This is a genomic window from Bacillus sp. LJBS06 (assembly GCF_016924995.1).
Taxonomy (GTDB): Bacteria; Bacillota; Bacilli; order Bacillales; family Bacillaceae; genus Bacillus; species Bacillus stercoris.
This window is the reverse complement of sequence record NZ_CP070483.1, coordinates 3,765,590-3,790,540: the sequence shown is the minus strand read 5'-3', so window position 1 is coordinate 3,790,540 and position 24,951 is coordinate 3,765,590. Positions and strand designations below refer to the sequence as shown.

Genomic DNA, 24,951 nt, shown 5'->3' with positions numbered 1-24,951 from the left:
CGCATCTTTACTTTTTTCCCGCCATCCTCTATACTTTTTCCTTAGGTGAAAATGAGATTTCAACCGAGAATAAAAGCTGATTAGACGCTTACAATAAATGAATACAGCCTGGAAAGGGAGATGACAATTGAGCGAACTTTGGTACACAGAGAAGCAGACGAAAAACTTTGGCATTACGATGAAGGTTAACAAGACGTTACATACAGAACAAACGGAGTTTCAGCATTTAGAAATGGTGGAAACAGAAGAGTTCGGCAACATGCTGTTTTTGGACGGCATGGTGATGACATCTGAAAAAGACGAATTCGTTTATCACGAAATGGTGGCGCATGTGCCATTATTTACGCACCCAAATCCGGAGCACGTTCTTGTAGTCGGCGGCGGTGACGGCGGCGTTATCAGAGAAATCCTGAAGCACCCAAGCGTGAAAAAAGCGACACTTGTAGACATTGACGGCAAGGTGATCGAATACTCTAAAAAGTTCCTTCCTTCTATCGCAGGCAAACTGGATGATCCGCGCGTTGACGTGCAGGTAGATGACGGATTTATGCACATTGCAAAATCTGAAAATCAATACGATGTCATCATGGTAGATTCAACTGAACCAGTCGGACCGGCTGTAAACCTGTTTACAAAAGGATTCTACGCAGGAATCGCAAAAGCGCTGAAAGAAGACGGTATTTTCGTTGCGCAGACGGACAACCCATGGTTTACACCGGAATTAATCACAAATGTACAGCGCGACGTGAAGGAAATTTTCCCGATTACGAAGCTGTATACGGCGAACATTCCGACATATCCAAGCGGTTTGTGGACATTTACAATTGGCTCGAAAAAATATGATCCGCTTGCAGTGGAAGACAGCCGTTTCTTCGATATTGAGACGAAATATTACACAAAAGATATTCATAAAGCGGCGTTTGTTCTGCCGAAATTTGTGAGTGACCTGATTAAATAATGAAGGTATGGCGCAGGAGCGAATCTTGCGCTTTTTTACAGGAAAGCGAGGGTATTATAGATGAGATTTGATGAAGCTTATTCAGGAAAAGTATTTATCGCGAGCCGTCCCGAGTGGGAAGAGGCGGACGCCATTCTTTACGGCATGCCGATGGACTGGACAGTCAGCTATCGCCCGGGCTCACGCTTTGGTCCAAGCAGAATCCGTGAGGTATCAATCGGCCTTGAGGAATACAGCCCATATTTAGACCGCGATCTGGCTGACTTGAACTTCTTTGACGCCGGCGACATTCCGCTGCCGTTCGGAAATCCGCAGCGAAGCCTGGATATGATTGAAGAGTACGTGGACAGCATTTTAGAAAAAGGGAAGTTCCCAATGGGTATGGGCGGGGAGCACCTCGTGTCATGGCCTGTCATTAAAGCGATGTACAAGAAATACCCAGACCTTGCGATTATCCATTTTGACGCACATACAGATCTTCGAGTTGATTATGAGGGAGAACCGCTTTCTCACTCCACGCCGATCCGTAAGGCGGCAGAATTGATCGGACCGCACAATGTGTATTCATTCGGAATCCGTTCCGGCATGAAAGAAGAGTTTGAATGGGCGAAGGAAAACGGCATGCACATCTCAAAATTTGAGGTGCTTGAACCGCTGAAAGAGGTGCTTCCGAAGCTGGCGGGCCGTCCGGTTTATGTCACAATTGACATTGACGTATTAGACCCTGCACACGCACCGGGTACAGGAACGGTTGACGCCGGCGGCATCACGTCTAAAGAACTGCTTGCATCCGTCCATGAAATTGCGCGTTCAGAGGTAAACGTAAAGGGCGCTGATTTAGTGGAAGTCGCACCGGTATACGACCACTCAGAGCAAACGGCAAACACAGCCAGCAAAATCATCCGTGAAATGCTGCTTGGGTTTGTGAAATAAGTAAACATCCAGACGATGTCTGGATGTTTTTTTATTCCCAGTCTTTACAAACATCAATCCACGCTTTTTAGATAGAAAATTCGGATAATCCTCCTCGATAGCGGAGTTTCTTCTGCCACATGCGGGGAAAACAGTCCCAAACCGTTTCAGCGATACATCAAGATAAACCTCAGGATCATGAGCCAATCCAAATGGGCAAACTCCTCCAATTTCATGGCCTGTCTGCTCCAGCACCTCATTAGGAGAGAGCGTTCTTGCTTTAAAGCCAAATGTTTGCCTGAACGTTTTGTTGTCGATCTTGGCATCGCCGGCTGCCACAATCAGAATCGCCTGATCTCCTTCCCCTCTGAAGGACAGGGTCTTGGCGATTCTAGCCGGGCTCACGCCGATCGTCTCAGCTGCCTGTTCAACAGTGTCGCGCTCGACGTTTCAAACTCCGTCACATCATTTTCTCGATTCCACTGTGTAAAGTGGGCTCTCACACTTTACAGAGACATGCTGCATTGCCACTCTCTTCAAGATTATTGAAAAAAATCATAGTATGAATTGGGAGATTGGGTAAAGAGGGGACAAAAAAAACCGCCGATGGACGGCGGTTTAGATCATGGCGCGTTGCGCAACATCAAAATGTTCTGTTGATGAATTTGATACTTCGACTGTGATAAATACAGCACTCACAGCTAAACAAGCGAGTAATAATTTATACTTCCATTTCATATAAATTCACCCCCCCTTGAATGTGCTGTCTTGCTTCTTCAACCTTTAAAAAGTAATGAGATGCTTTTTTGTAATTTTCCTGTTGATGATAATATTTAGCAACATCAAGTGCGAAGTCCTCAATATCTGCATACATCATTTTACTTTCAAGAAAAACAAAACATTTTTCTATCCGTTCCTCATCCGGTCCAGACAAGTATAAAGATTCCAAAAATTCAAACTCCGTTAGATACACGGTATCTCCCGCAGCTGCAGAATACTCTTTTCCTTTTTTATGATATTCACAGGCGTTATCAATCTTACCTAATTTAAAATAAATTTGTGTAATTAGGAAAAAAGCTTGTGGCAGTGAAGGGAGCATTTTAGATCCTTCAAATACTTGAATAGATTTTTTTACATACTCTATCGCTGATTCAAAACTGTTTTGGTTTTGCTTGCAGAGTGCTATGTTATAAAGTGTTCTTCCCATTAATTGGGGCTGCTGCTCTGTTTTTGCAAGTGTAAAGGCTTTTTGAAAATGGGCAATTGCTTTTTCGTATTGTTTTAAATCCAAAAAGTTGGCTCCGAATAAGGACTGGCATTGAATCATTCTGATATCATATGTAGTCTGTTCACTGTATATTTCAAATGCTTGACGTGCATAGTCCATGGAGACATAAGTTTGTTTCATATAATAATAGACTTCTGACATTTTGAAAAAGAATTCAGCTTTATCGATTTTATCTTTCACAAAAACCAGCTTGCTCTCAGCTTTTTTAAAGAATTGAATGGCTAATACATATTCACGGCGATCCAGCTCATACATGCCTCTGAAGAAATTAAAATAGTACTCAAGCAGACCAGTTAAACGAGCCTGTTTTTTATCAATCTCAAGCAGCAGATCAGACAGTCTCGGCTGTTCCTCAATTCTCATTTTTTCTAACGGTTCAAGGTACTCAAGCATTAGGTTGTGCCGAAACTCCATCAGTGAATAGTACAAATGAAGGTCTTGATCTTCTTCCATTTGATCCAGCTCTTGCTTGATTTCTCGTCGCAAATATTCTGCATCGGGTATGCTAAATCGGCGTATGTACATATACCATTCGTTAATCTTTTCTCCGATGGAAGAAGAAGATATGACACCTGTCACGTTTGCAAATCCCTCCCTTCATAATTCTATATATGTCATATTTTATCATCAACATTCTTGTGAGAAGCGCAAAAAAACCGCAATTTTTTCTTTCGTTACACCGCATGTTTGGAGATATATTTTCAAAAAGAAGCGTTTACCCTCAGCAATTTGTACAAGCAAACACGTTAATCTTCCATATTCTGTTATATCTGCGTGAGCAGTGTATGTCTGAAAAGGAAGTGAAGGAATGAGAAAAAACAAGCTTTCCTTTAAAGAAAAAGCAGGAGCAGAACAAGAAGAGTGCTTATGTTTTTGTGAGGGAGAAGCAAGCCGAGAAGCCATGTTTCAAGCACCGATTGAATTACCTGAAGGGTTTGTCGTTGATCCGGCTGAAGCTGTTGCAAACGTGACGTGGAATGCAGACAGCCTTTCTTGTGTCAGTGACCGTTGCTTAATTCAAACGGGGCCAGAGCCTGATGAGGTCGGTGTTCAATTTGCAGTGCGCCTGCAGGGAACCGTTACGCTGCTCGTCAGTGTCTCACCTGTGCGAAATCAATATGGACAAGGGGACGGGGCTGTTTCCGTCATTCACAATGCAGAAATCGATCAAGTCGTCTATTATTCCGATCAACCGGATGATTGCCCGGATATCAGTGACATCACGATTGAGAACCTTGTTGTTGTTCCGCCCTTTTACGGCAGTCCTTTATCGGTGACGGGGACGATTGTGCTTGTACCGGAGCCGGAACCCGTTTATGCGTTTACAGCGAATCCAAATGATCAATCAGTTTCTGTGATTGATACAAACACTCATTCTGTTGTGACAACGATTGCTCTTCCGTACAATCCGGCAGGTATTGAAATTACGCCAGATAAAAGCGCTGTGTTTGTCTTACATCCCAACAATAATGTGATTTCTGTCATCGATTATGACACATTTACAGTGACAGCAACTATATTGCTGGATCAGCCGCCTCGATTGATTAGATTTATCCCTAATCATGAGTTTGCTTATGTTTTCACCGGTACTGCGGTTTATGTGATTGGAATTGATACGTTAACTGTGGATAGGTCGATTCCTGTAGAAGGATATGATGTTGCAATCGACCCCAATGGGTTATTCGCCTATGTTCTTAATTTTGGTTTAGTGCAAAAAGTGGACCTATTCACTGGTGAAGTCATAGGAACGATTGAACGAGATCTTATCGTATCATCCATAGAAACAGATTCTCTGGAGAGGTATGCGTATGTGTTAGAACAAGAATTCTTATTCAATTATTTGACGGTTATTGATCTAAATACGTTTACGATCAGCATTACCCAAGAACTGGAGCCTGACGGCCAATATGCAATGTTTACGAGTGGATCAGAGGTGTATTTACATGACAGCTTCACTGGCAATTTGTATTCTGTCAGTCCGAATGGAGCAGGCGTTATAGGAAATATTCCGCAATCGGCAAGAGACTTTGCGTTTACTCCGAATGGCGAATTTCTGTATGCAACCCATTTTTTAGAGCAGAACATCACTGTTTACAACACGGATGATTATTCTGTGGAAACTATCATATCTCTTGGGGTTTCACCGGGAGCTATTGCGATCTAATCAACTGAATGCTGTGCATTTCTAAAAGGACGTGAAATCATGAAAAAGAATGATCTTTCTGCTTTACAGGAAAATTGTTTCTGTTTTTGTGATGAGGAAATCGGCCGGGAAGTGCCGTTTCAAGTGCCTATAGATATCCCTGAGGGCTTTAAGGTTGATTCGGCTGAAGCGTCAGCGGCTGTTACATGGAGTACAGACAATTTGTCCTGCACCAGTGAGCCTTGCTTAATCAAGACTGGGCCTGAAACAGAAGATATCGGTGTTCGATATGCTGTGAGAGTACAAGGGACCGTTACTCTTCTTGTCAGTGTGTCGCCTGTGCGAAATCAATATGGACAAGGCAATGGGGCGGTTTCTGTGATTCATTCTGAAGAGATTGATCAAGTTGTTTATTATGCAGCGCAGGCTGGCCGCTGTCCTGATTTCAGTCAAATAACAGTGGAAGACCTTCTCATTGTACCGCCTTTCTACGGCAGTCCGCTTACAGTGACCGGTACACTTGTTTTACCGCCATCACCAGACCCTCAATCATTTGTGTTTACTGCTAATACTGGAGACAGCACGGTTTCGGTTATTGATGCAGATTTAAACACGGTTGTAAAAACAATCCCTTTTTCTGACGTGCCAACTAATCTAGGCGTTACTTTCAATAAAGCATTCACGTATGTCCTCCATGGGAATACCAACCTTGTCTCAGTGATTGATAATAAAACATTGAGTATCATAAATACCATTACTGTTGGAGGAGGGCCGAGAAAGATCGAATTTGATCCAACAGATGAGTTCGCGTACGTGATGGCCGCCGGATCTATATATATGATTAACATAGCCTCTCAATCGGTCATTGATGTCATTCCGATACCCGGCGCTTTAGACTTTGCTCTTGATCCGGATGGACAGTATGTCTATACCGCTAATGCAAGCAGTTGGTCGGTTGATAAATATGATGTAAGTACAGGTCAGTTGGCAGAAAGTATCATCGATTCATTTGAATTCCCCAGTTTAATTGCAACTCCTTACGCTGGAAATTTTGCGTACGTGTTGAATGGTGAGCTGTGGCCGAAAGGTGTAACGGAGATCAGTCTGTCACCATTAAGCAGGGGAAGCGACTTTAACCGTTTATTTGAAACTCTGAGAACGATTGTATTTTCTTTGGACAGCACTAGAGCTTATTTTCTAGAGCCTTATAGTGAACCGTTTCTCATAAAAAACTTATCCGTAGTTAATACGGCTAGACAGAGGATCATTGCAAACGTGTCTCTGCCCGGCGCCTTTGACCTCACCGTAACGCCGGACAATCAGTATATTTATGCGGCACAGCCCAACGACAATGCTGTGACCGTGTACCGCACGAGCGATTATACAGCTGTGACGGTGATTCCGGTTGGCGCGGGTCCGTCTGCGATTGCAATGTAGAAGCTTTATAGTTCGAAAGAAGCGGGGCGGCGATCAGAGATGTGCTTATATATTGATGATCCGATCTGCTGGATCGCCGCTACGATGATCAGAAACAGCAGTTCACTTATAGTGAAACTGAGCATCCACCATATCCCGGCTGCTGCAAGCGCTCCCGCAAGCACTTTTCTGAACAGGCTGCCGTGCTGCAAAAGCTGCAGCAAATACGTTCGCATGCAAAACAATAAATACAAGATCAGTAACAGCGCAAGCCCCATTGAAACGGCAGGGGGCGTGTAAAGGCGGAAAGGGACGGCTTTGACGATTTCGAACATGCATCCGAATATGACGACTTGGCATAATACAGCAGCCATCACGTATGTTTGGCGGATGTTTTTATAGCTGTCACGCAGCGATTTGACGTCTTCTGCATAGCGGCTGCACAGGTTGTGTTGCTGAAAGTCACAGCAGCTTTGATGAGACTGTGTGAGTTTCTGAAAAGCTGCTGTCATGTTTTTCACGGATTGGGTGACATAGTGAAGATAGAGAAAAGCAGGCAGCATCAGGACGGCGGCGGTACAAGCCAGCAGTCCGAGCCGCACGGCATCACTGTTGATCATCTGTACATATTGGGCGGCGGATTCGGCGGCGGCCTGAACCCAGCCGAAGGAATAAGCCGCCATACCGACAAGCAGCAATAACAAGGTAAAGACAGTGCTTTTTCTCATTGTTTGATCGCCTCTTTCTGGGAAACATGAATGATCGCTTTGTTAGAAGATGCCAATGCATCAATGAGAGACATGAAAATCTGCGTATCCATATCTTGAATGATGTGGTACATGTCAAGAAACGAGCAATCGTTCCTGTCACACTCGGCCGCCCATTCGAAGCATTTACGCACATAATCGCTGTCATAAATGATCGCGTCAGTCAAAGAGTTCTTGCCGTATTGAAGCCAGGAAGCAACCTGTTCTTTCTGCTGCGTGACATAGTATGATGCGACATCAATATAAGCTGAAGAATGGGTCCCTTGACTGTGAAGGATCAAGAAACCGCCATCCTCATATATATGTGTCTCGGCTGACAAGCGATCGATTTCCAGGCGATACGTTTGCTGAATTTCTTGAAAAAACGGTGAATCTAATTGAAATAGAATACGAGACGCGATATCCCAATAAAGCTTTACGGTCAACAGATCGTTTTGCCCGGGAAGTGCGCCGATCTGTAATCCGGTCCATGTATCTTCCATCCGCTCCTCATCACCCAGCACCATTTTTTGTGAAAGGGGTGGAGGGCACGCCGGGATGATTTTCTTTTTAGCTTGATCATGCGGACGCTTCTGCAGCTGAAGGTGAGGAGGTAAAAGCATTTCCGTATCTTCTGAACCCCCAATCAAAAACAGCGTCATCCGATGGGCTTTGTAGGCGGCTTTGTAGGCTTTTTGTAAATCACCGATGTTCAGCGCGTTAATATCCTCGATTCTGCCTGCGGGGAAAACGGCAGCAGGTGAGGCGGGAGAAAGCATGCTGATCAGCTGATAATGATATGAGAGCTGATGGTTAAGGTGTGCTGTTTGAATTTCGCTTGTAATCACAGCTTTTTCCTGAGCGACAATCTTTTTGTCAAATGAGTGGTTCCATAAAGCATCAAGCAGGATGGGGATCGTTTGTCTGAGCCGATCCGGTAATGAGGTAAACATGAAATTGGTATCAGTGTAGGTAGTGAATGCGTTTAAAAGCGCGCCATGCGCAAAAAAATCATTGTACAGGTTGCGGCCGTTATGCCAGAAGAGAAGATGCTCTAAAAAATGCGCTATGCCATACGGAAGCAGCGTGTCGCCGGATTCTGCCTGTAAGCAGACATCACGGCTTCCGAAATCGATTTTCACATTGCACAGGCGCAGATGGGCGCGGGGGAATTTTAATCTGAATATTTTCAGCCCGCTTTCTGTGTATTTGATATCGGTTCGTTCATCCAGCTGTTGAAAAAAGGCTTTCTTTTCCATCTCTTCATCCCCTTACTACATGAGCTCCGATATAATTGATAGTCGCTATGAATTGCAATACATCACGGCACGTTACCGCTGAGATGCCATCCAGCAAGGCTTCTTTCGTGCAGGAGAAGCGGCGAAGAATCCCCATATAAGCCAACAGACCTTCGGGAGAATCGAATTGCAGCAGCATTTCATTCCGTAAAAATTGCTTTGCCTGTTCCAGTTCCCGCTCATTCGTTTGAAAAGCTGAGACAGCTTCCAAAACGCGCGGAGGTATATCCTTTTCATGAAGCTGATCCGTACATATAGAAACAAGCAGCAAATTGTTCATGACATCGTAACGGGTGATGACGTGATAGACTGCCAGATCCTTCTCTCGGAAGTGCTTGAATAAAGCGGAATGGCCGTACTTTCCCAGTAATCCGTCTATTAGCTGGATTTTGATATAATCGCTGGCATCTTTCATCTCTCCGCAATCAAATCCGAGTGTTAAGACGGAGGGACCTGCAGCGCTGCGTGTCTCTGTTTCAAAAACATGCCGGTTCACGGGTATTCTTCCGGACGTTACAGCGGACGTTTGCGGGGCATGTCCCTGAGCATCACGTGCTTGAACTTGTCCCAATATGTTCAGCTGTTTTTGCTGGGACATTAAATCAACGATAAAGTCCGCTGCGTCAAGAAACCGTTTAGGATGAATCGCCTTTATCCTGTCTTTCCGGCCAAACATGCCTGTGCCGTACATCGGGTTTCCGAAGACCTCCTCAGCCAAGCGCGCTGCCGAGTAGGAGAAGGGATCAGTGAATTTCTTTTCGATTTTCAGCAGCAGCTCATTCCGTGCTTTTTCAACGGCTTCGGGTGAAAGGGAAGAAGGGAAAGACATGTCTGCAAAAGTTTTCATTAGGGCGTCAACATGAAGATTCCCGTTATACAATGGGTGAATCAAACGGGTCCCGCAGGTTTTCAGCTGCTGATCAAAAAAGAGATTCGCCGAGTACATGAAACGGCTGCCGGCAGCATAACCGAAAGCGTCAATGATTGGCTCCTTCAGGTATGCGGCGGCGCCGTAAAAATAAATTGTTTCTTCCTCAGGTTCCGCCGCGCTTTCGATCGGTTTCAGAAAGCTCGCGGCGATTGAAATAGTTGAAAATTGATGAGTCTTCAGCAGGTTAACTTCCAAGCCGTTCTCTTTTGCTTGTATCAAAGAAACCACCATCCTGTTTTTGCAGGTAATAGACTATGATCAGACCGGCTATCGGAACGACCGCCAGGGAGACAGCGGTGCCGGCTAATGTGGCTAAGAATAGGGGAAGACAAAACAGATAAGACCGATATTTTGAGAAACCGCTCCATAGCTGCTGCTCCGTCTGCCAGCTGAAGAAGGGCCGTTTTTCATCCGCGGTTAACCTGATAAATGCTCCCGCCAGCAGCAATTCCATACACTGCGCAAAAGTAAGAGCTGAAATCGGACGGCCGCTGATGAAACCCACAATGATCGCGACAAGGAGAAATCCGCCTGCTAATAGACCGGCATAAAAGCGATATTTCGCCCAAAACATTGTTTTCCGCTTGATCGGAAGCGTGATAAGCAGCATCCGGTCGTTTTTTTCGATCGAATACAAAAGGGCGATCGGTGAGCTGATGAGCAAAAGCGCGGAAATCACGATATAAATCACTTGCTGATTGAAGATGCCGGTGTTCATCATCTGGAACGAAAAGAATCCGCTGAACGCCGCCATCACCGCGTAATTTAACAGCATCGCTTTAGAAGAGATAAATCGGTTCCATTCTCTTTTGTAAAACGAAAATTCAGATCGCCGCATAAATGAATGCATCTTGCTCTGCTGCGGAGGCGCCTGCAGAAAGACAGGAAAGTCAATGACCACCGCCCACAGGATATGAACCGCGCAAAGCGGGATCGTGGCGGCCGGCATAAAAGCGACGCTGAGGCATACACAGGCGAATATCGCCGCATGCAGCAGAAACATCCAGTTCTTCTTTTTGGCGAAATAGTTGCTTAGCACAACTCCGAAAATAATAGAGTAAACGGTAAAAAACGAAAATCTGCCGAGCCAAAACAATGTTTGCGCCCCTGACAGCGTTCCGTTTCCAAATAAGAACAGCGGTAAAATGAAAAAGAATAATGTTCTTCTCAAACAAGTGTCGACAAACAGAACGACACTCTGGGCAACCCAAAAGCTCCGTGAAGAAATCGGCAGCAGGCAGCTCAGCTTCATATAAGATTCCTTCCATTGAGATGTCACAGAAAGAAACACCATATACGCATTCATCAAGAGAAGTGCGAGTATGATATACGTTTTCCCTAACACCGATTCGTTAATGCCAGCCTGTCGGATCAGCCCGATTTCAAAGACGGCCAGAATGACAAGGCCTGCGGCAATGCGGATGGCATCCTTTTTCCCTTGCCGGCTGTAAAGCTGCTTGAACAGCAAAGACATGATGGAGATTATGCTATTCATGGCCGATCACCTCAAAAAATTCCCGCCGCAGATCGGTCTCCTCTCCAATCGGAATGACCTTTTGGATCTGTTTGTTGTGAAGAATGGCCGCATAATCACAAAATCTTTGCACGACATCGAGCAGATGAGAAGAGAACAAAATGGTTCCGCCTGCCTCACAGTACTCGCGCATTTTCTCATAAAAGACCTCTATCGATTCCACATCCAAACCGACGAGCGGCTCATCCAAAATAAACAGGGGGGCGCGCAGCAATAAGCCTGTCATCAACACAACCTTTTGCCTGTTCCCCAAGGACAGCTCTGAAATTCTCCTGTTGATGTATTTTGAAAAATGAAAGGCCTCGGCTAAACCGGCAAACTGCTGCTCTGAAAAATCCTTTTGGTAAAGCGAATGGACGAAAGACACATAGTCCTTCGCCGTAATTTCTGTAAACAGCAGCGGATAATCGGCGGCGAAGTAACGGTGAATCTTCAGCTGATCTGATGTTTTCTGGGGCATGCCGGCCTCCGCTTCAATTCCGCACAGCGTAAAGCGCCCGCTGAAATTGCGATTCACGCCTGTCAGCGTATTAATCAGTGTCGTTTTTCCGGCGCCGTTTACCCCAAGCAGGCCGTAAACGGCGCCTTTTTCTAAATGTAAATCCACTTGTTCTAAGATGACGTTGTCCCGTTCATACCAAACGGATACATCGTGTATATCCAAAATGCTCATCGCGAGTCAGCCTTCCGCGCGCGCATCCCGAATAGAATGGCAATGGCAATGAAAATCAGCGTAAACAGATAATCGCTTTTGACAAAATAGACGACTGCGCCGATGACAAAGATAAATGAAAGGATATACAGTAAAATTCTTCTTTGTGCTGGTGACAAATCGTTTCCCTCCTAAATAAGCTGGACCACGTCTTCTAATTGTTCGTTTTTCGCCCAAGAGCAAATGTTTTTCCGGTGATATTTGTTAGAGTTCAGCCCTTTTAAGTAACAGCCTCCGCAATAGCCGCTGAACGGGCATTTGTCTTTCATGCAATGCTCGCTGAACCGCGGCGCCTGCGCTTGCCACAGTTTATGGACGAGAGGGGAGTTAAAGATGCTTTCATAGGAATCATGAAAAATATTTCCCAATGAAAATTCCTTTGGAAAGAGGGCGCACGGACGTACTTCGCCGAACGGGCTGATCACAATGGACTTCCAGCCAGCGCCGCAATTTGCCGCGCGTTTTCTCTCATAGGGAATAATCGGAATTAAATCTTTAAACTCATCAATCACATTTTGCTCGTATTCCATAAACTTGCGGTGCTGCTCGGCGTCTTTCGTTGGATGGACAATATCCCTGCCTCTTCCGAAATCATCAACCCAATTGTAAGAGAACGCCTTCGCTCCAAGATCCCGAACCTTTTGGGCCATATCGTGGATTTCCCACATGTTTTTTTCGAAGACGGACATGGCGACTCTGACAAATATACCGTGGTCACTCAACAATTTTATCGTTTTACAAGTTTGGGCAAAAGAGCCTTTTCTCCCTCTAAAGGAGTCATGAACCTCGGAATTGACACTATCAAGAGAAATGCCGACGATGATTTTTTGCTTGTACGTTTTCAAAAGCTCCAGGCTCTCTTTTCGCATGAGTGTTCCGTTCGTTAAGACAGCGACTTTTTTGAACTTTTTACACACATAGTCAAGAATCTCATTGGCGTTTGGATGGACAAAAATTTCCCCGCCCGTGATTTCGCATGTCAATACACCGTTATCAAACAGCATATCAGCCGTTTTTTTGAATTGCTCAATCGACACGGTGCCGAGCGCTTCAGGCGAGCTTTCCAAATAACAGTGGGCGCATTTCAAATTACAGCGGTGCGTCAGCTCAAATGTGGCGTGGAGCGGCATTGGAAATTCATTGCTTCCACTCGTGGTGATTGTATGGCGTTTGGCCCGGTTGCCAAGCTGGATGACCTGCTTGTTTTGGAGCATGTTGAGCATGTCGTAATACCAGTCTTTATGGTCTTCGGGAGATTCGTCATACACGGCACATTGCTCAGCTAAAATCTGTTCAGCTGTTTTTTGGCCATCCATGCGCATGCAAAGCTCGTAAGCCGTTTTGTTGAGGTCCAAGTACTCAAAGTCAGAAATGGAGACATTATCGCGCAAGTAGTCGATTTCTAACACGCCACCCTCAGGAAGCTGGTGAACTCTTACACTTTCATTAATAAATGGATACATCTGCTCTTTAAACAAAATACCATCCCCTATATCTATGATTCAAATGAAAAACGATTGTGTATGTATATACAAGAGGTAGATTTTAGTTAAAAATTGTAATTTACTTAAAAGGGCATAGTAGAAAGACTATGCCCTTTTTGGAGAACCTTATCCCCATAGACCGAATAGGCCTGTTGCACCGGCAATTTCAAAATCAGGGATTGGGCCGTCCACTAAACAAGCGGCTCCGATCGAGCATGTTGCACAACCTTTGTTTTCTACAATGACAGCTTTTTTCATAATTGAATCCTCCCTTTTTTTGTTTTTCTAGCAGATCTATGTTGTACTTTTATCTTAAAACTATCAAATTACTAATTCAATACATATATTTTGAAAAAAATGTGAAATGGAAATGATAGATTTCGGAAAAATGTAACATTTCCTAAAGGTAATTAGTGATATGATTTTCTCTTCTATTAAGGAAATGCTTTTTATGAGGTTTATCTTCAAATCTGATGAGCAATGATGGTAAGATAGAAGCAGTTGAAGTTTACAAACCGAATGATTATACTATTCAAGTCAAAGTGGAATGATGAAAAGGACGTGTCAGAATGAAGCAAGAGACACCGATAACACTCCATGTGAAGTCTGTGATTGAGGATGACGGAAACCAAGAGGTCATCGAATTCCGCACCACCGGATTTTACTATGTAAAACAAAATAAAGTGTATCTATCTTATTATGAAGAACACGACTTAGGCAAAGTCAAAACGATTGTGAAAGTAAGCGAAGGCGAAGTCCTGGTCATGAGGTCAGGCGCTGTCAAAATGAATCAGCGTTTCGTAACGGGAGCTTCCACAATTGCTAAATATAAAATGTCATTTGGTGAGCTTGAGCTGAAAACAAGCACAAAATCGATTCAATCTGATCTCGGTGAAGAAAATGGCCGTATCAGCATCGCATATGACATGCATGTCGGAGACGAGCAGGAGCATTTACATAATATGACGATCACGTATGAGGGAGGAACTCACGCATGAACATTGCGGAACAAATGAAGGACGTGCTGAAAGAAGAAATCAAAGCGGCCGTTCTGAAAGCGGGACTGGCTGAAGAAAGCCAGCTTCCTAATGTCGTTTTAGAAACACCGAAAGATAAAACACACGGCGATTACTCTACAAATATGGCGATGCAGCTGGCGAGAGTCGCAAAAAAAGCGCCGCGCCAAATCGCTGAAGAGATTGTCGCTCATTTTGATAAAGGAAAGGCTTCGATTGAAAAACTGGATATCGCCGGCCCGGGTTTTATCAATTTCTATATGAACAATCAATATTTAACAAAGCTGATTCCGTCTGTACTGGAAGCAGGGGAAGCATACGGGGAAACGAACATCGGAAACGGTGAACGAGTTCAGGTCGAATTCGTATCAGCGAATCCGACGGGAGACCTTCACCTCGGACATGCACGCGGTGCGGCTGTCGGTGACTCCTTATGCAACGTGCTTTCAAAAGCGGGTTATGATGTAAGCCGCGAATACTACATTAACGATGCGGGAAACCAAATCAACAATCTGGCGCTTTCTGTTGAAGTCCGTTACTTTGAAGCGCTCGGCTTGGAGAAACCGATGCCGGAGGACGGCTACCGCGGCGAGGATATTATTGCGATCGGAAAGCGTCTCGCTGAGGAATACGGCGATCGTTTTGTTAATGAAGAGGAAAGTGAACGCCTCGCGTTTTTCCGTGAATACGGCCTGAAATACGAGCTGGATAAGCTGCGCAAGGACTTGGAAAACTTCCGTGTGCCGTTTGATGTGTGGTATTCCGAAACGTCTCTGTACCAAAACGGAAAAATCGATAAGGCGCTTGAAGCGATCCGCGAAAAAGGCCATGTCTATGAAGAAGACGGCGCGACTTGGTTCCGCTCTACGACGTTTGGCGATGATAAAGACCGCGTATTGATCAAGAAGGACGGCACGTACACGTACCTGCTTCCTGATATCGCGTACCATAAGGACAAGCTTGACCGCGGCTTTGATAAGCTGATCAACGTTTGGGGCGCCGATCACCACGGCTACATCCCGCGCATGAAAGCGGCAATCGAAGCGCTGGGCTATGAAAAAGGAACGCTTGAAGTAGAAATCATTCAGCTCGTTCACCTTTACAAAAACGGCGAGAAAATGAAAATGAGCAAACGGACCGGTAAAGCCGTAACGATGCGTGATTTGATTGAAGAAGTAGGCTTGGATGCCGTGCGTTACTTCTTTGCGATGCGCAGTGCGGACACACATATGGATTTTGACTTAGATCTTGCTGTATCAACATCTAACGAAAACCCAGTGTATTATGCACAATATGCGCATGCCCGTATTTGCAGCATGCTTCGCCAAGGGGAGGAGCAGGGACTTACACCTGCGGCAGACCTTGATTTCAGCCATATCCAATCAGAAAAAGAATATGATCTGCTGAAAACGATCGGCGGCTTCCCAGAGGCAGTGGCGGAAGCAGCGGAAAAACGAATTCCGCACCGTGTCACAAACTATATTTATGACCTGGCTTCCGCTCTGCACAGCTTCTACAACGCAGAGAAAGTCATCGATCCTGAAAATGAAGAGAAAAGCCGCGCGCGCCTGGCTTTAATGAAGGCAACGCAAATTACGCTGAACAACGCGCTTCAGCTGATTGGCGTATCGGCTCCGGAAAAAATGTAATGATGATGTAAGGACAAAGTCTTCGGGCTTTGTCCTTTTTTTATGAGGAAAACGTGTGATGTATTTCACAATCCTGTTTGCCGAGTTTTTGTATGATAAGACTGATTATTGAATCATTGAAAGGGGCAAGCCAAATGATCAACCGTCAACACATTCAATTATCGTTACAGTCATTAAGCTTGGTGGCAGGGTTTATGGTTTGGGTGCTGATTTCATCACTCATTTCCCAAATCACATTAGATATTCATTTAAGCAAGGGCGAGATTTCTTTGGTGACGGCGATTCCTGTGATCCTCGGGTCGCTACTCCGCATTCCTTTAGGGTATTTAACGAACAGGTTTGGCGCGCGGCTGATGTTTATGATCAGCTTTATCTTGCTTTTGTTTCCTGTATTTTGGATCAGTATTGCGAATTCTTTGTTTGATTTAATCGCCGGCGGCTTTTTCTTAGGGATCGGGGGAGCGGTATTCTCCATTGGGGTGACCTCCCTTCCGAAATATTATCCGAAGGAAAAGCACGGTGTCGTCAATGGGATTTACGGTGCAGGAAATATCGGGACAGCCGTTACGACATTTGCGGCGCCGGTTATCGCTCAAGCCGTCGGTTGGAAAGCAACCGTACAGATGTATCTGGTTTTGCTGGCTGTCTTTGCCTTACTGCATGTTTTATTCGGCGACAGGCATGAGAAGAAGGTCAAAGTTTCTGTAAAGACCCAAATCAAAGCCGTTTACCGAAATCATGTCCTGTGGTTTCTGAGCCTGTTTTATTTTATTACGTTTGGTGCCTTTGTCGCCTTCACCATCTATTTGCCGAACTTTCTGGTGGAGCACTTTGGACTGAGTCCGGCGGATGCCGGTTTGCGGACGGCTGGCTTTATTGCGGTCTCTACGCTGCTCAGGCCTGCGGGCGGATTCCTGGCTGATAAAATAAGCCCTCTCCGCATCTTGATGTTCGTTTTTGCGGGGCTTACATTATCAGGCATTATCTTATCGTTCTCGCCGACAATCGGCCTTTATACGTTTGGGTCATTAACTGTGGCGGTCTGCTCAGGTATAGGAAACGGGACGGTTTTTAAACTGGTGCCTTTCTATTTTTCGAAGCAAGCGGGGATTGCAAATGGTATTGTGTCTGCCATGGGCGGATTAGGCGGTTTTTTTCCTCCGCTGATATTGGCGAGTGTGTTTCAGGCAACAGGCCAATATGCGATCGGATTTATGGCGCTTTCAGAGGTGGCGTTAGCCAGCTTTGTCCTTGTGATCTGGATGTATTGGCAGGAAAGAATGAAAATGCACACGGAGAGAAACAGTCAGAGCATCAACTAACACTGGAGCATTCACAAGATTGTTAGTTTTTTCTCGATGGGTACAAATCAATTCACGTTACAATAAACACACAACGTGACTTTCTTCGAGGTGAGCTCATGAATTTTCTCTCTGTTCGACCATCTGATAGTGATCTTATATCCAGTGATCTGCATGAATTGCTGGAATCGATCAGCACGAAAAGAAAAATGGAAAAACACACGTATTTGTTTCGAGAAGGAATGGATGCAGAAGAGCTTTATCTGATTCAATCAGGACTCATTGAAATCGGCAAGCTGACATCTGACGGAAAAGACCTGACGCTTAGAATCTGCCAAAAAAACGATATCGTCGGTGAATTAACACTTTTCACTGAAGAACCGAGGTATATGCTTAGTGCAAAAGTGCTAGAGGATGGCGAGGTGCTCGTCATTAATAAAAATAAGCTGGAAAAAGAATTAATCCAAAACGGCGCTTTGACATTTGAGTTCATGAAATGGATGAGCACCCATCTCCGGAAAATTCAGTCCAAAATCAGGGATCTGCTTCTTCACGGCAAAAAGGGTGCGCTCTATTCCACCCTTATCCGCTTATCAAACAGCTACGGAGTGGAGCGAAGCGACGGCATTCTGATTAACATTGTCCTGACAAATCAGGATTTGGCAAAGTTTTGCGCGGCTGCAAGGGAAAGCGTCAACCGCATGCTCGGAGATCTCCGCAAACAAGGGGTTATTTCGATAGACGAATCTGGAAAAATTATTTTGCACAAGCGGGACTATTTGCGATGTGAAATTGAGTGTGAAAATTGTCCGCTGGAGATTTGCAATATTGACTGAAAAAAACAAGGACAGCGGTGTCCTTGTTTTTTTACCTTGTCATAAAGAGGCACATGACGGCAAAAAAGAAGCAGGCGTTCACGATTTCCAGAATGCCAATCGTTTTCACAGGCCAATCCCTGCCATGAAAAAACCATGCCCGCAAGCTGCTTGGGATAAAAGCGAGAAACGCCCATCCAGCTCCGAAAAGAGCGGATAAAAAGGGGAGCAGCAGGTGATATCCCCATGACCAGTATGCAAATGCCCTGTTTTTTCTCTCACGGATCACCGATTTCACATAAAAGGAACTCCCGATAAAAAATAAAGCAGACTGCAAGAAAATAAACCAAGCCCAGCCGTCAAGGGTTCCCATCCCCAGCCAGCAGCTTGCAAGACCGCCCGAACAAAAGAACAAAACACCTGCAACATCATTCAATAGGGCTCGTTCATTTTTTCGGCGGGCAAAATACATATGGATGAGAAACAGCGGCAGTAAAGAAACGCCCACCCAGATGAGAGGCGGCTTATGAAAGAGAGGGATCATCAAAAAGCAGCAGGCGGGAAAACCGTAATAACACATCCACTTTTGATATGGTTTGATTTGTTTCTTTTTCAAGGCAAGTGTAACGGGATAAACCGCTAAGTATAGGAAAAGCCAGCCAAGGAAGAGCGGGATATGCCAGATAACGGGGCCTCCCTTGACTATGCCTAGTAAAAATGGGATCAGCAGCATCGCCCATGCGCCGTGCTGCTTCGGAATCAGCGCTTTCATCGAAACCCTCCTTTTTTCTTTCATTATAAATGCAGTCACCCTCCTGATAAGTGACATTCATCATACAGGCTGTGAAATACATCACTGCTGTACAGGCTCAGTCGAGCTACACTAAAGCTATCCTTAGCACAGGAGGCTTTCTTATGAATCAGTGTGACTATTTATTATTTCTGAAACAACTTCCCATGTTTAATGAAGTGCCTCTATCCATTGTCGAAACCTTGCTGAAAAACGGCACGTTTATCAGCGGCTCATGTGATCAAACTCCATCCTTTCTTCATTCACAATCTGTTTATATTGTATTAAAAGGCAGTGTCCGTTTTATGGACACCAGGCTCCCTGAAGGGTCGAAAACCGTTGCGCTGTGGGAAAAAGGCGATGTGTTTCCGATTGATGAAAAAGGCGGGCTTTATTTATCGCCTTTTATCACAGTCAATGCCACTTCAGACATTCTGATTCTCAATATCCCTTATTACGTATTTAAAAAAATGATGTCTTACAATCCGCAGCTGCAAATGAACTTTTTGGCCATGCTTCAGCAAAATGTTTTTTGTTCCTATCAGTTATTTTTGCGGTATTTGCATACATCACAAGACGAAAATGCTGAGCCCGGTTCTTAAATAGAGCCGGGTTTTTTGATCTTTGAATGAAAAGGCGGCTCATGATCAGGCGTCCTGCAAACGCGGCCTTCCTCACATCCTGTGAAAATCCTTCCTTCTCCTTTGTGTGAACATTTTGTGAAAAAAGCAGAGTGTGTGACATAGTTCACAAGGGAACACGCTGTCTCTGTTTATAGTGAACTTAGCACCACCTGACTCGGAAGGAGTGAACTCTCATGAAGAAAAAGAAAATGAGTCCGTTGTTTAGGAGATTGAATTTTTTCTCTCCTATAGAACACCATTCAAATAAACATAGCCAAACCACCCGCGAAGATCGCGATTGGGAGAATGTATACAGAAACAGATGGCAGTACGACAAAGTCGTTCGCTCCACCCACGGCGTTAACTGCACGGGGTCTTGCAGCTGGAATATTTATGTGAAAAACGGAATTGTCACGTGGGAAGGACAAAATTTGAATTATCCATCAACAGGCCCGGATATGCCTGATTTCGAACCGAGAGGCTGTCCGCGGGGGGCCAGTTTTTCATGGTATATCTACAGCCCGCTCCGTGTGAAATATCCATACGTGCGCGGTGTGCTGATCAATTTGTGGCGGGAAGCATTGCAGATGCATCAAAATCCGCTGGATGCCTGGAAATCAATCGTTGAAAACCCTGAAAAAGCGAAGTCCTATAAACAGGCGAGAGGGAAAGGCGGTTTTGTTCGTGCTGAATGGCCGGAGGTGCTGAAGCTGATTTCAGCCTCTCTGCTGTATACAGTGATGAAATACGGGCCAGACCGGAATGTCGGCTTTTCTCCGATTCCGGCCATGTCCATGATCAGCCACGCCTCAGGCTCCCGGTTTATGTCGTTAATCGGCGGCCCAATGCTCAGTTTTTATGACTGGTATGCGGATCTTCCGCCAGCATCCCCGCAAATTTGGGGTGACCAGACGGACGTTCCAGAAAGCAGTGATTGGTACAATTCAGGCTATATCATCACATGGGGCTCCAACGTTCCGTTAACGAGAACCCCTGACGCGCACTTTTTGGCGGAGGCCCGCTATAAAGGCGCTAAGGTCATTTCGATCAGTCCGGATTTTGCGGAATCCTCAAAGTTCGCGGATGACTGGCTGAGTATCCGCCAAGGGACTGACGGGGCGCTTGCGATGGCCATGGGTCACGTCATTCTTCAGGAATTCTACGTGAACCAAGAAACTGAACGTTTTATTGAGTATGCGAAGCAATACACTGATTTTCCATTTCTCGTCACCTTATCAAAAGAAAATGGCGTATACACAGCGGGCCGGTTTTTGCATGCGAAGGACATCGGGCGGCAGACAAAGCATGATCAGTGGAAGCCCGCGGTCTGGAACGAACAGACAGGGGCATTTGCCATACCGCAGGGGACAATGGGTTCCCGCTGGGACGGGAAGCAGAAATGGAACCTGCATATGATTGATGAAGAAACAGGAGAAGCGATTGAACCCCGTCTTTCTGTGCTCGGAATAGAGGATGAAATCGGCACGGTGCGCATCCCGTATTTTTCAAATGACGGAAACAAAGTGCTCGAGCGGGATCTTCCTATTAAAAAAATGAACCTGAACGGTGAAGAGACGTACGTCACGACCGTGTTTGACTTGATACTGGCTAACTACGGCGTAAATCGGGGCATCGGCGAACAACAAGCTGTCTCCTATGATGATCCTGAGCCGTTTACGCCTGCCTGGCAGGAACAAATGACAGGAATCAAAAAAGAAGCTGTCGTTAAGATTGCCAGAGAGTTTGCTCAAAATGCGATCGATACAGACGGCCGGTCCATGATTATCGTAGGAGCCGGCATTAACCACTGGTTCAACTCCGACACGATCTACCGAGCAGTGTTAAATCTTGTTTTGCTTGTAGGCGCCCAAGGCGTAAATGGCGGAGGCTGGGCCCATTACGTGGGGCAGGAAAAGCTCCGACCTGCTGAAGGGTGGCAGACGATTGCAACTGCAAAGGACTGGGAGGGCGTGCCCAAGCTGCAAAACGGCACTTCATTTTTCTACTTTGCGACAGATCAGTGGCGTTATGAGGACCAGCCGATCAGTGATTTGGCATCACCGATTGCTGCGTCTTCCCGCTACAAGCACCACGCTGATTACAATGTGCTAGCGGCGCGGCTAGGGTGGCTTCCGTCTTACCCGACTTTCAATCAAAATGGCATCGATCTGTATAAAGAAGCTGAAAAAGCAGGGGCAGCAACATCTGAAGACGTAGGTGCGTACGTAGCCTCACAGCTCCAAGAGAAAAAACTGAAATTCGCGATTGAAGATCCTGACAATGAAGTGAATTTCCCAAGGAATCTCTTTGTATGGCGGGCAAATCTGATTTCAAGCTCAGGAAAAGGGCATGAATATTTTCTCAAGCATTTGCTGGGGACGACGAACGGTTTAATGAATGACGACAGCGACAGCATCCGTCCTGAAGAAATCAAATGGCGGGAGCAGGCGCCGGAAGGAAAGCTCGACTTATTAATCAATCTTGATTTTCGAATGGCGGGTACGGCGCTGTATTCTGATATCGTGTTGCCGGCGGCGACATGGTATGAAAAACACGACCTCAGCAGCACGGATATGCATCCGTTCATTCATCCATTTGCTCCGGCGATCTCGGCTCCGTGGGAATCGAAGTCAGACTGGGATATTTTCAAGGCGCTGTCAAAAGCCGTTTCCGATCTGGCAGAAGAAGTCGATATGGAGCCGGTGAAAGAAGTGGTTGCGACGCCGCTCCTCCACGACACCATGCAGGAATTGGCCCAGCCATTCGGCAAAATCAATGACTGGAGCAAGGGCGAATGTGAAGCCATTCCGGGAAAAACGATGCCGAACATCCAAGTCGTTGAACGGGATTACAAACACATTTTTCATAAAATGACCGCACTCGGTCCTAACGCTGCTTTAAAGCCGAGCGGAACAAAAGGGATGAGCTGGTCAATAGCCGATGAATATGAATCACTCAAAAAGAGACTGGGAGAAATCACCTCAGACAGCGTGGCAAAGGGATGTCCAAATATAAGTGAAGCAAAGCAGGCGGCAGAAGCGATTTTAACCCTATCGTCCACTTCAAATGGGAAGGTCGCCGTAAAAGCATGGGAATCACTTGAAAACATCACAAACCTGAAGCTGAAAGACCTGGCGGAAGAGCGTGAGGAAGAATGCTTTACGTTCGAACAAATTACAGCCCAGCCGAAAACGGTCATCACCTCTCCGGCGTTTACCGGCTCTGAAAAAGGCGGACGCAGGTACTCGCCGTTTACGACGAATGTGGAGAAATTAATCCCGTGGCGAACGCTGACAGGCAGACAATCCTATTATGTCGATCATGAACTGATGATGGAATTCGGTGAAACGATGGCGACATTTAAACCGATCCTCCAGCACCGCCCGTTTCTAAGCAAGCGGCCTGATCAAGAGGGAAAAGAGATCGTCCTCAATTATTTGACGCCGCATAACAAATGGTCCGTCCACAGCATGTATTTTGATTCCTTGCCGATGCTGACGCTGTTCCGCGGCGGGCCGACCGTATGGATGAATAAAGATGATGCACAGGACACGGATATTAAAGACAACGATTGGATTGAATGCTTCAACCGAAATGGCGTAGTCGTCGCAAGAGCGGTTTTGTCTCATCGGATTCCTAAAGGAATGGCGTTTATGCACCATGCCCAGGACCGCCACATCAACGTGCCAGGAACAAAGCTGACGAATAACCGCGGAGGCACCCATAACAGCCCGACAAGGATTCACGTCAAGCCGACACAGATGATCGGGGGCTACGCCCAGCTCAGCTACGGCTTTAACTATTACGGTCCAACGGGGAATCAGCGCGACCTGAATGTCGTCATCCGCAAGCTGAAGGAGGTCGATTGGCTTGAAGATTAAAGCGCAAATCGGTATGGTCATGAACTTGGATAAATGCATCGGCTGCCACACGTGCAGCGTCACCTGTAAAAACACATGGACAAACCGTACCGGTGCGGAATATATGTACTTCAATAATGTAGAAACAAAGCCGGGCATCGGCTACCCGAAGCAATGGGAGGACCAGGACAAATATAAAGGCGGCTGGACATTGAAAAAAGGAAAGCTCGAGCTGAAATCAGGCTCGAAAACAAACCGGCTTGCGGGCCTTTTCTACAATCCGAACCAGCCGACGATTGATGATTACTATGAACCTTGGAACTATGATTATGAAACATTAACGAACAGCCCGCAGAAAAAACACCAGCCAGTGGCACGCCCGAAATCGTCCTTGACAGGGGATTTCATGAATATCGAATGGGGGCCGAACTGGGAGGATGATCTCGCAGGCGGCCACATAACGGGACTTGAAGATCCAAACGTGCAAAAGATGGAGGAATCAATTAAAACAGAATTCGATGAGGTCTTTATGATGTATCTGCCCCGTATTTGCGAGCACTGCATCAACCCGGCGTGCGTTTCATCCTGTCCGTCCGGCGCCATGTACAAACGCGAGGAGGACGGCATTGTGCTTGTGGATCAAAACGCATGCCGTTCATGGAGATATTGCGTCTCATCGTGTCCTTATAAAAAAGTCTATTTTAACTGGCAAACGAACAAAGCCGAAAAATGCACACTCTGCTTTCCGCGTTTGGAGGCGGGACTGCCGACCATCTGCTCCGAGACGTGTGTTGGCAGAATCCGCTACCTCGGCGTCATGCTGTATGACGCGGACAAAGTGGAGGAAGCGGCATCTGTTGAAAACGAAAAGGATCTCTACCATTCCCAATTGGATGTTTTTCTTGATCCGAATGATCCTGAGATTGCCAAATTGGCAAAAGAACAAGGCATTCCGGCTGAATGGATAGAGGCCGCGCAGCAATCACCAATCTATAAAATGATCATTGACTGGAAGATCGCGCTGCCGCTTCATCCTGAGTATCGCACGCTGCCAATGGTGTGGTACATTCCGCCGCTCAGCCCGATTATGAATCTCTTTGAAGGAAAAGGCAGCCGGCAAACGGCGGAAGATATTTTTCCGGCTATCGACCAAATGAGAATCCCGATAGATTACTTGGCGCAGCTGTTAACAGCCGGTGATACGGATCATATTCGGTCAACATTAAAGAAAATGTCTGTCATGCGCCAGTATATGAGAGCGGTCCAGACGAATAAATCAATCGATCCGGAACTGATCTCCAGTGTCGGCTTAACAGAACAGCAAATTGAAGATATGTATCGGCTGCTTGCGATTGCCAAATATGATGACCGCTTTGTGATTCCGAGCAGCCATCGAGAAGAAGTATCAGATTTATACGCTGAACAAGGAAGCTGCGGCTTATCATTTTCAGGCGGCCCCGGCTCCTGTTTCTAAC

At 45.8% G+C, this 24,951-nt stretch carries 23 protein-coding genes and 2 pseudogenes; 12 read left to right on the top strand and 13 right to left on the bottom strand.

Annotated features, from left to right (window positions below):
• The first annotated feature begins 127 nt into the window (after positions 1 to 127).
• Both speE and speB read left to right on the top strand, forming a co-directional pair.
• A complete protein-coding gene (gene speE / locus JQX68_RS19250; RefSeq protein WP_003227543.1) occupies positions 128 to 958 on the top strand; it encodes a spermidine synthase in 831 nt (276 codons plus the stop codon).
• Between the two features lie 60 nt (positions 959 to 1,018).
• Positions 1,019 to 1,891, top strand: coding sequence for an agmatinase (gene speB, locus JQX68_RS19245; protein ID WP_003227545.1), 873 nt, complete (start codon positions 1,019 to 1,021; stop codon positions 1,889 to 1,891).
• Positions 1,892 to 1,958: 67 nt separating this feature from the next.
• Here speB and JQX68_RS19240 read toward each other — a convergent pair.
• From JQX68_RS19240 to JQX68_RS19230, 3 genes and pseudogenes are all read right to left on the bottom strand, one after another.
• Positions 1,959 to 2,373 (bottom strand): annotated as a pseudogene (locus tag JQX68_RS19240) (YbaK/EbsC family protein).
• A 115-nt stretch (positions 2,374 to 2,488) separates the two neighbouring features.
• Positions 2,489 to 2,608, bottom strand: coding sequence for a PhrC/PhrF family phosphatase-inhibitory pheromone (locus tag JQX68_RS19235; RefSeq protein WP_014665774.1), 120 nt, complete (start codon positions 2,606 to 2,608; stop codon positions 2,489 to 2,491).
• Positions 2,592 to 3,737 carry a response regulator aspartate phosphatase gene (locus tag JQX68_RS19230; RefSeq protein ID WP_017696253.1) on the bottom strand — a complete coding sequence of 382 codons (1,146 nt, stop codon included), beginning with the start codon at positions 3,735 to 3,737 and terminating at the stop codon, positions 2,592 to 2,594. Before JQX68_RS19230 ends, JQX68_RS19235 begins: the two co-directional genes overlap by 17 nt.
• A 2-nt stretch (positions 3,738 to 3,739) precedes the next feature.
• Between JQX68_RS19230 and JQX68_RS21905 the strand changes: the two genes are divergently transcribed.
• The 3 genes from JQX68_RS21905 to JQX68_RS19220 are packed head-to-tail and all read left to right on the top strand — an operon-like array spanning position 3,740 to position 6,738.
• Entirely contained in the window at positions 3,740 to 3,970 is a 231-nt protein-coding gene (locus JQX68_RS21905; protein ID WP_125121078.1) for a hypothetical protein, read from the top strand.
• Entirely contained in the window at positions 3,967 to 5,322 is a 1,356-nt protein-coding gene (locus JQX68_RS19225; protein ID WP_147772666.1) for a YncE family protein, read from the top strand. Before JQX68_RS21905 ends, JQX68_RS19225 begins: the two co-directional genes overlap by 4 nt.
• A gap of 39 nt (positions 5,323 to 5,361) precedes the next feature.
• Entirely contained in the window at positions 5,362 to 6,738 is a 1,377-nt protein-coding gene (locus tag JQX68_RS19220; RefSeq protein WP_147772665.1) for a YncE family protein, read from the top strand.
• A 5-nt stretch (positions 6,739 to 6,743) separates the two neighbouring features.
• Here the strand turns inward: JQX68_RS19220 and JQX68_RS19215 are convergent, their stop codons facing one another.
• From JQX68_RS19215 to sboA, 9 genes and pseudogenes are all read right to left on the bottom strand, one after another.
• Positions 6,744 to 7,445: a bacteriocin biosynthesis protein AlbG gene (locus JQX68_RS19215; RefSeq protein ID WP_147772664.1), complete on the bottom strand. Its 702-nt coding sequence runs from the start codon at positions 7,443 to 7,445 to the stop codon at positions 6,744 to 6,746.
• Positions 7,442 to 8,722 (bottom strand): M16 family metallopeptidase, encoded by a 1,281-nt coding sequence (locus JQX68_RS19210; RefSeq protein WP_147772663.1) that lies wholly within the window; start codon positions 8,720 to 8,722, stop codon positions 7,442 to 7,444. The genes JQX68_RS19215 and JQX68_RS19210 overlap by 4 nt, the downstream gene beginning before the upstream one ends.
• A gap of 4 nt (positions 8,723 to 8,726) precedes the next feature.
• Positions 8,727 to 9,887 carry an antilisterial bacteriocin subtilosin biosynthesis protein AlbE gene (gene albE / locus JQX68_RS19205; RefSeq protein WP_147772808.1) on the bottom strand — a complete coding sequence of 387 codons (1,161 nt, stop codon included), beginning with the start codon at positions 9,885 to 9,887 and terminating at the stop codon, positions 8,727 to 8,729.
• Positions 9,877 to 11,187: a bacteriocin biosynthesis protein AlbD gene (locus JQX68_RS19200; protein ID WP_147772662.1), complete on the bottom strand. Its 1,311-nt coding sequence runs from the start codon at positions 11,185 to 11,187 to the stop codon at positions 9,877 to 9,879. Before JQX68_RS19200 ends, albE begins: the two co-directional genes overlap by 11 nt.
• Positions 11,180 to 11,899 carry an ATP-binding cassette domain-containing protein gene (locus JQX68_RS19195; RefSeq protein ID WP_040081524.1) on the bottom strand — a complete coding sequence of 240 codons (720 nt, stop codon included), beginning with the start codon at positions 11,897 to 11,899 and terminating at the stop codon, positions 11,180 to 11,182. Before JQX68_RS19195 ends, JQX68_RS19200 begins: the two co-directional genes overlap by 8 nt.
• The gene (albB, locus tag JQX68_RS19190; protein ID WP_003222006.1) at positions 11,896 to 12,057 is read right to left on the bottom strand and encodes an antilisterial bacteriocin subtilosin biosynthesis protein AlbB; all 162 of its coding nucleotides are present in this window, start codon (positions 12,055 to 12,057) and stop codon (positions 11,896 to 11,898) included. The genes JQX68_RS19195 and albB overlap by 4 nt, the downstream gene beginning before the upstream one ends.
• 12 nt (positions 12,058 to 12,069) lie before the next feature.
• Positions 12,070 to 13,416: a subtilosin maturase AlbA gene (gene albA, locus JQX68_RS19185; RefSeq protein WP_071581776.1), complete on the bottom strand. Its 1,347-nt coding sequence runs from the start codon at positions 13,414 to 13,416 to the stop codon at positions 12,070 to 12,072.
• A 24-nt stretch (positions 13,417 to 13,440) separates the two neighbouring features.
• Positions 13,441 to 13,592, bottom strand: a pseudogene (locus JQX68_RS19180) (bacteriocin-like protein SboX).
• Complete coding sequence (gene sboA / locus JQX68_RS19175) at positions 13,549 to 13,680, bottom strand: subtilosin A (RefSeq protein ID WP_003222002.1); 132 nt, start codon at positions 13,678 to 13,680, stop codon at positions 13,549 to 13,551. Before sboA ends, JQX68_RS19180 begins: the two are co-directional and overlap by 44 nt.
• Positions 13,681 to 13,991: 311 nt before the next feature.
• Here sboA and JQX68_RS19170 point away from each other — a divergent pair, with 311 nt between their 5' ends.
• From JQX68_RS19170 to fnr, 4 genes are all read left to right on the top strand, one after another.
• Positions 13,992 to 14,420, top strand: coding sequence for a YwiB family protein (locus JQX68_RS19170; RefSeq protein ID WP_040081525.1), 429 nt, complete (start codon positions 13,992 to 13,994; stop codon positions 14,418 to 14,420).
• Positions 14,417 to 16,087, top strand: a complete 1,671-nt coding sequence (gene argS / locus JQX68_RS19165) for an arginine--tRNA ligase (protein ID WP_069838507.1) — start codon at positions 14,417 to 14,419, stop codon at positions 16,085 to 16,087. Before JQX68_RS19170 ends, argS begins: the two co-directional genes overlap by 4 nt.
• Before the next feature lie 134 nt (positions 16,088 to 16,221).
• Positions 16,222 to 17,409 carry a nitrate transporter NarK gene (gene narK / locus JQX68_RS19160; RefSeq protein WP_147772661.1) on the top strand — a complete coding sequence of 396 codons (1,188 nt, stop codon included), beginning with the start codon at positions 16,222 to 16,224 and terminating at the stop codon, positions 17,407 to 17,409.
• A 98-nt stretch (positions 17,410 to 17,507) separates the two neighbouring features.
• Positions 17,508 to 18,224 carry a fumarate/nitrate reduction transcriptional regulator Fnr gene (fnr, locus tag JQX68_RS19155; protein ID WP_014665760.1) on the top strand — a complete coding sequence of 239 codons (717 nt, stop codon included), beginning with the start codon at positions 17,508 to 17,510 and terminating at the stop codon, positions 18,222 to 18,224.
• 31 nt (positions 18,225 to 18,255) lie between these two features.
• Here the strand turns inward: fnr and JQX68_RS19150 are convergent, their stop codons facing one another.
• On the bottom strand, positions 18,256 to 18,975 hold the full coding sequence (locus tag JQX68_RS19150) for a YwiC-like family protein (protein ID WP_147772660.1): 720 nt from the start codon (positions 18,973 to 18,975) through the stop codon (positions 18,256 to 18,258).
• A gap of 143 nt (positions 18,976 to 19,118) precedes the next feature.
• Here JQX68_RS19150 and arfM point away from each other — a divergent pair, with 143 nt between their 5' ends.
• The 3 genes from arfM (at position 19,119) to narH (ending at position 24,950) form a co-directional block, all read left to right on the top strand.
• A complete protein-coding gene (gene arfM / locus JQX68_RS19145) occupies positions 19,119 to 19,595 on the top strand; it encodes a Crp/Fnr family transcriptional regulator ArfM (RefSeq protein WP_014665758.1) in 477 nt (158 codons plus the stop codon).
• 215 nt (positions 19,596 to 19,810) lie between these two features.
• Positions 19,811 to 23,497, top strand: coding sequence for a nitrate reductase subunit alpha (locus JQX68_RS19140; protein WP_147772659.1), 3,687 nt, complete (start codon positions 19,811 to 19,813; stop codon positions 23,495 to 23,497).
• Positions 23,487 to 24,950, top strand: coding sequence for a nitrate reductase subunit beta (gene narH, locus JQX68_RS19135; protein ID WP_147772658.1), 1,464 nt, complete (start codon positions 23,487 to 23,489; stop codon positions 24,948 to 24,950). The genes JQX68_RS19140 and narH overlap by 11 nt, the downstream gene beginning before the upstream one ends.
• Position 24,951 lies beyond the last annotated feature (1 nt).